General features: G+C 69.8%; 6 protein-coding genes and 1 pseudogene. 3 read left to right on the forward strand and 4 right to left on the reverse strand.

Features of this window, described 5'->3' with window-relative positions; translation table 11 throughout:
• Nucleotides 1–184 precede the first annotated feature (184 nt).
• Nucleotides 185–445 carry a hypothetical protein gene (locus H9Y04_RS45340; protein ID WP_236072294.1) on the reverse strand — a complete coding sequence of 87 codons (261 nt, stop codon included), beginning with the start codon at nucleotides 443–445 and terminating at the stop codon, nucleotides 185–187.
• Between the two features lie 271 nt (nucleotides 446–716).
• On the opposite strand from H9Y04_RS45340, the gene H9Y04_RS45345 reads away from it, so the two are divergent.
• On the forward strand, nucleotides 717–1,196 hold the full coding sequence (locus H9Y04_RS45345; protein WP_187820105.1) for a flavin reductase family protein: 480 nt from the start codon (nucleotides 717–719) through the stop codon (nucleotides 1,194–1,196).
• Between the two features lie 148 nt (nucleotides 1,197–1,344).
• On the opposite strand, the gene H9Y04_RS45350 is transcribed toward H9Y04_RS45345, so the two are convergent.
• The 3 genes from H9Y04_RS45350 to H9Y04_RS45360 all read right to left on the reverse strand — a co-directional run bounded on the left by H9Y04_RS45350 (nucleotide 1,345) and on the right by H9Y04_RS45360 (nucleotide 3,996).
• On the reverse strand, nucleotides 1,345–1,953 hold the full coding sequence (locus H9Y04_RS45350; RefSeq protein ID WP_187820106.1) for a hypothetical protein: 609 nt from the start codon (nucleotides 1,951–1,953) through the stop codon (nucleotides 1,345–1,347).
• A gap of 192 nt (nucleotides 1,954–2,145) precedes the next feature.
• Nucleotides 2,146–2,739: a DinB family protein gene (locus tag H9Y04_RS45355; RefSeq protein WP_187820107.1), complete on the reverse strand. Its 594-nt coding sequence runs from the start codon at nucleotides 2,737–2,739 to the stop codon at nucleotides 2,146–2,148.
• A gap of 33 nt (nucleotides 2,740–2,772) precedes the next feature.
• Nucleotides 2,773–3,996 carry an MFS transporter gene (locus H9Y04_RS45360; protein ID WP_187820108.1) on the reverse strand — a complete coding sequence of 408 codons (1,224 nt, stop codon included), beginning with the start codon at nucleotides 3,994–3,996 and terminating at the stop codon, nucleotides 2,773–2,775.
• A gap of 89 nt (nucleotides 3,997–4,085) precedes the next feature.
• Between H9Y04_RS45360 and H9Y04_RS45365 the strand changes: the two genes are divergently transcribed.
• Nucleotides 4,086–5,066 carry a winged helix-turn-helix domain-containing protein gene (locus H9Y04_RS45365; protein ID WP_187820109.1) on the forward strand — a complete coding sequence of 327 codons (981 nt, stop codon included), beginning with the start codon at nucleotides 4,086–4,088 and terminating at the stop codon, nucleotides 5,064–5,066.
• 401 nt (nucleotides 5,067–5,467) lie between these two features.
• Nucleotides 5,468–5,565: pseudogene (locus H9Y04_RS45370) on the forward strand (DNA-directed RNA polymerase subunit alpha); the annotation flags it as partial.

The following is a 5,565-nucleotide window of genomic DNA, read 5'->3' on the forward strand; positions in this document are numbered from 1 at the left end:
AAGACCCCAACGGCGTAGGCCGGGCGGGCAGTCGGCTATGAAGCAGGAAGCTTCCCGGCGCGAGCCGAGAAGCCCCCACCTTCAGGCGGGGGAGTGTCACCGGTGCATCAGTCCTACGGCGGTGAAGTACGTGAGGCCCCCGAGGACCACCGTCAGGCACAGCAGGAACATCGTCCGCATCGCCTCAACTGCCTTTCACCCTGCATTGGTACGGCTGACTGCGCTGCGGGCGGCACCCGGCGGCGACGATCTTCCAGCCGTCGGGAAACTGCGAAAGGAACAGCGTGTCGTGCTGCAGCACCACACGTGCCTGACGGCCGTGCACGTCCACGGTGCGGCCCCTTCCGCCGTAGGGAAGGTCCTCGCCCAGCACCGAATCGGTGCAGGTCGCCTCGCTGGACTGCTCCAGTTCCGCACGGGTCGCAGGCGCCAGTGCGCGGCACATCGCCGCTGCGTCGCCGGTCCGTACGGCTTGTTCGAAGCGGGTGGTGGCAGCCTCGGCGGCATCGCGCCGTTCCTCTACGGTGCCGCATGCACTCGCCGTCCCCGCCAGCAGGAGGGCCCACAGCAGGAGGCGCCGACAAGACCTGCTCACGTCATCTCCCGTGATCGCCGGAAACGGACTGTGCCCATCCTGCGGCGATCTTGGGCGGCGACGCGGCTGACACGCCTTGCGAGGGCGCATGCGAGGCCCATGAGAGGAGTGACAGAACGTCATGGACGCGTTCATCGACCGTCTGGACTATCCGTTGTACGTGGTGACCGTCGCGGCGAACGGCGAGCGGGCAGGCTGCCTGGTCGGATTCGCCTCGCAGAGTTCGATCCAGCCGGTTCGTTTCACCGTCTGGCTGTCCAAGGAGAACCGGACTTTCCGTATCGCGCAGGCGGCCGACCACGTCGGTGTCCATCTGCTGACGACCGACCAGCACGGCCTCGCGGAGCTCTTTGGCGGACGGACGGGCGACGACACGGACAAGTTCGCGAGCGTAGCGTGGACTCCGAAGCATGCCGGTGTGCCCGTCCTCGATGCCGCAACGGCCTGGTTCGTCGGCCGGATCGTCGAGCGCAGCGACTCCGGTGACCATGTCGGCCTGCTGCTCGATCCGGTCGAGTACGGCGCCACGGCGTCACCGAGCAAGGGCATCTTCCGGCTGAGCGACGCATCCGACATTGCGCCGGGCCATCCGGTCGGCTGAAGCGCCGACAGGTCGGCCCAGGCCTGTACGGGGCGGACCGGGGGGCCGCCTCCAGCGCCGTAACTGGCGGCTGTGCGCCACCGCGAGCGACGGATCCACCGGATGCAAGGCGACCGAAGGTTTCGGTCGGTCCCAGCCAGCCTCGGGCTCACCCCCCGAAGTAGCCGAGCCACCGGTTCGTGAAGCGCAGAGGCAGTGACATCCAGCGGCCCGTCTGGGACATGTGACGGGTGTAGACGCCGCTCATCAGCAGCGCCAGTGCGATGTCCATGGCATCCACCGGGCCGCTCGTGGAGAACTCCACGCGCTTGGAGTCGCGCCAACGGTCCCTGGTGACCCGCACCGTGGCGCCGCCGTCGCGTACGAGATGGTGCTCGATCATGTCGGCGCCTTGCCGGTACCGGTAGATCCGGCCGGCCGTTTCGATCCGCAGCGCACGCCCTTGTCGCGTCACGCCGCTGCGGCGTCGGCTTACTCTGCCGTGCTGCCCGGCGACCTGGAGCCTCACGCGTGCGGGCAGTGGCAGTCTGCCGAACTGCACTCCTTCGAAGGCCACTTGGGGAATCCCCGCGCCCGTGACGACGTGCCGCGCGAACTTCGTGTACGGACCGTCCCGCTCCCCGTCCTCCCACCATGTCTGCACGGGCCCGAGCCCGGGCACCTCCCCCGCGTAGCCGGGCTTTCGCCCGGGCTCAGGAGATGTTCCCGGCTGCTCGGCCCGCCGCAGTACAAAGCCGTTGGCCCCCGCGCCCTGCATGCTCCACCCCGTTCGACACTCCGATGAAGTGTCCATGATCGCCCAGCCTGCCGCCTGGTAGGAAGGCTGAGGGTCAGGCCATGCCTGCGCCGAGCTCTCGATTCCCCGTACGGACCGCACAGATCATGTCGTCCGCGCGGCACCACCACGCGCTTGCTCCGGTGGCTGCGTCGTATGACCAACTGAGTGCCGCTACGCCGTGGTTGATGGGGCCGATCTGGCGGCCTGATCGATCCTCGCGTAGTGGGCGGCGCGGGCCTGCCTGTCGATCGGCTTCTCGTGTTCGGCACGTAGGCCGGTGCGGCCGTCGAGGCTCTCGCGCAGGATGTCGGCGTGCCCGGTGTGGCGGATGGTTTCGGTGAGGACGTGGGCCATGACGGCGAACAGGTTGGTGTTGGGGGACTCCCCCGGCCACCACGGCACGTGGCCGGGAGAGTCGATGGGGAGCTCGTTGATCGTCGCGTCCGAGTGTTCCCACGTACGGCGGTAGAAGTCGATGATCTGGTCGCGGGTCTCGTCCTCGGCCGCCCAGTGGTCGCTGCCGTCGGAGTCCTGCCATCGGCACAGCGGTTCGGGGGAAGGCCGGTCGAAGACTTCGCCGAAGTATCTGGCTTCGACATTGGCCACGTGTTTGACCAGGCCGAGGAGGCTGGTCCCGGTCTCTGTGAGCGGTCGGCGGGCGTCGTAGTCGGACAGGCCGTCGAGTTTCCAGAGCAGCGCGTCGCGGTCCCGCCGCAGTCTGCTGTGCAGGTGCTCTTTGGCCTCTTCGGCGAATGCATCGATCATGTGGCGTGAACCTTCCATGGATTGATCGTGGTCTCAAGATGCGGAAGTGGGTGGGTGCCAGGTGAGGATCCAGGCGGCGGTGAGCGCCACCGCGCCGCCTGCCAGGGCGATCGCGCCGCCGGTTCCGATGCCTGCGGCCGCCGAACCCACGCAGACCGGCCCGACGCCTTGGAGCGTCATGCTGCCGGAGCCGAGCAAGCCGAAGGCCTGGCCTTGGCCCTCTTGCGGCAGGGCGTCCAGGAACGGCCGTTGCAGGCCGAGGCCGTAGGCGTATCCGAAGCCGCTGAGCAGCAGGAGACAGGACGAGGCGGCCACTCCCGGCTCGGCGGCGAAGCCGAGCAGCGGCAGTCCGGTCAGTGCGATCAGCGGGACGACGAGTCGCTCGCGGGTGGGCGGTCGCAGCAGTCGGCCCACCAGCAGGTCGCCGACGAGCATGCCGACCGGCAGGCAGCCCATCAGCACCGCGTACCAGCCGGGCGCGAAGTGGCGTTCTCCCGCGTAGGCGACGATGAGGCCTTCCGCGCCCGCCACGAAGGCGACGGGCAGCCACTGGGCCAGCATCAGTCGTCGGACCGTGCGTCCGCGCAACAGCAGGCCCGCACCCTGCAGGCTTGCGCGGACGGCGCCGCTGTCGCCGGCTTCTCCCGGCTGCAGCCGGGGCAGCCGGATCCGGACCGCAAGCGCGCAGCCGAGGTAGAGGACCGCGCTGACCGCGAGCGCGCGGCGCGGGCCGAGTGCCGCGACGACCGCGCCTCCCAGCGCCAGGCCGGACAACTGGGCTCCGGCGCCGGCGATGTTGTTCAGCGACCGGCCCAGCACATAGGCGTCGCCTTCCAGTGACTGCGCGACCAGCCGGCTCGACGCGCCGTGAAACACCGGTGTGGCCAGGGAGACCAGTGCCACGACTCCGAGGCTTGCCGCGATCGGCATCCGCACGACGGCGAGCAGCAGGGCGGCGGCGCACGTCAAGGCGTAGCCGCCGGTGATGAGCGCGCGAGGCGGCAGCCGGTCGGCCAGCGAGCCGAGCAGCAGTGAGCCGAACAGCTGCGGGATGAAGCCGATGCCGAAGGCCACTGCGCTCAGCAGCGGGGAGCCGGTGGCCGAGAAGACGAGCACCGAGAACGTGGTGATCCGCAGCGCGTCCGCGGTGATCGACACGGCGCGGGTCCAGAAGAGCAGCCGGAAACGCGGCTCGGCAAGGACCTCCCGGTAGGTGGCACGGTGGTGGCCGGGTGCGGGCTCGGCTGCTGTGGTCATGACGGCCAGCCTCGCGATGCGCTCCTGTCCCTCACCAATGATTCGTCGCTGGACGAATCTGCGCCGGCGGCCTGCGGTAACGTCGCCGGGTGCTCCGCTTCGAAGTCTCCGTCGAGGATCTGCTGCGCAGCCGTTTCGCGCTGTCGCCCACGATGGACCTCTGCTTCCTGCTGCGCTCGCTCGCCGCCCACGACAGCCCACTGCCGCGAGCCTGGGCCGCCCGGCTCCGGCCGGCCTTCGAACGGCTTCGCCGCGAGACCGAACTGAATGCCGTCCTCGCCCTGCACAGCGGCCGAGGCGGACCGGACTTCGTCGCACCGCCTCCGCGCGGCCTGAACCAGACCTGGGCGGACGACCTGGCCATGATCCGGGCCACACCGCCGGCAGCGGCCCGTCAGGAAATCCTCACGTACGCGACCGGCCCGTCCGCCCGGGATCCTCGCGTACGTGCGGTGCTGGACTCGGCGGACGCCGTCTCCAGGATCGCCGAGGCGATGGACCGGGCGTGGCAGGAGCTGCTCGCCGCGGACTGGCCGCAGTTGCGCGCGATCTGCGAGCGCGATGTCGTGCACCGGGTGGGTGTGATCGGTGAGCACGGATGGGTCGCGGCCATCGAGAGTCTGCACCCGAGCATCGCCTGGCAGGCCGGCGGGATCGAGATAGGCCACTTCCCTCAAGTCGGCACAGTGCACCTCGCCGGTGACGGTCTGCTGCTGATCCCTTCGGTCTTCGTCTCGAATATCGCCGCGCACCTGGAAGACCCCTGGCCCAGGACCTTGATCTATCGTGCCCGCGGCACCGCCGCCCTGTGGGGCGAGCAGGAGAGCGCCCCCCGGCCGGACGCCTTGACCGCTCTCGTCGGGCGGGCCCGAGCGCGGCTGCTGCTGGCGCTGGACGCTCCGGCCAGCACCAGCCACCTCGCCCGAAGCCTCGCCATGGCGCCCGGCGCGGTCGGCGACCACCTCGCCATCCTGCGCGAGGCGGGTCTGCTCGTCCGCGCCCGCTCCGGGCGGTCGGTGCTGTACCGGCGCACCCCGCTCGGCGAGGCGCTGGTCGCCGGTGCGGGCTGAGTGGGGCAGTTGCCTGATCCACCGGAAAGCGCGTGCGGCCTGTGAAGCGGTCGTCCGATCACCCGGACCGGGCGCGCGGGCCCCGAAGAGAAGTTCGACGCGTAACCCTGGTGTGATGCAACGGAGTTGGGTCAAGCACGTCCGGGCGGTGTGCCTCTCGGCTGCCGACTGAGGTGTATCTTCGCAGCGGCCGACGAAGCGCCTGCATACGTCGTGTCGGCGGGAGATGGGGTTCGGTGAGCGCGCCCCGGTTCTCGGGCCCCCGTCGTGGAGTTGCGAGCGCCGAGGACAGCTCTTTGCCCGGCGTCGGCGGGTGGTTGGGCGCAAGGTAGGGTCGGATTGCCGTAGCGTGCGGTGTCGATGGCGTCGTACAGGGCGCCGGATTTTGGAGGCACCACCACATGCTGATCGCTCAGCGCCCTTCGCTGACCGAAGAGGTCGTCGACGAGTTCCGTTCCCGGTTCGTGATCGAGCCGCTGGAGCCGGGCTTCGGTTACAC

Origin of the sequence: Streptomyces polyasparticus (assembly GCF_014493765.1) — a bacterium.
In the GTDB taxonomy this organism is placed as follows: domain Bacteria; phylum Actinomycetota; class Actinomycetes; order Streptomycetales; family Streptomycetaceae; genus Streptomyces; species Streptomyces polyasparticus.

What these genes read in the sequence shown, in the direction of transcription:
- H9Y04_RS45340 (WP_236072294.1), bottom strand. Translation starts at nt 445, where the DNA reads ATGTGCCGCGCACTGGCGCCTGCGACCCGTGCGGAACTGGAGCAGTCC.
- H9Y04_RS45345 (WP_187820105.1), top strand. Translation starts at nt 717, where the DNA reads ATGGACGCGTTCATCGACCGTCTGGACTATCCGTTGTACGTGGTGACC.
- H9Y04_RS45350 (WP_187820106.1), bottom strand. Translation starts at nt 1,953, where the DNA reads ATGCAGGGCGCGGGGGCCAACGGCTTTGTACTGCGGCGGGCCGAGCAG.
- H9Y04_RS45355 (WP_187820107.1), bottom strand. Translation starts at nt 2,739, where the DNA reads ATGATCGATGCATTCGCCGAAGAGGCCAAAGAGCACCTGCACAGCAGA.
- H9Y04_RS45360 (WP_187820108.1), bottom strand. Translation starts at nt 3,996, where the DNA reads ATGACCACAGCAGCCGAGCCCGCACCCGGCCACCACCGTGCCACCTAC.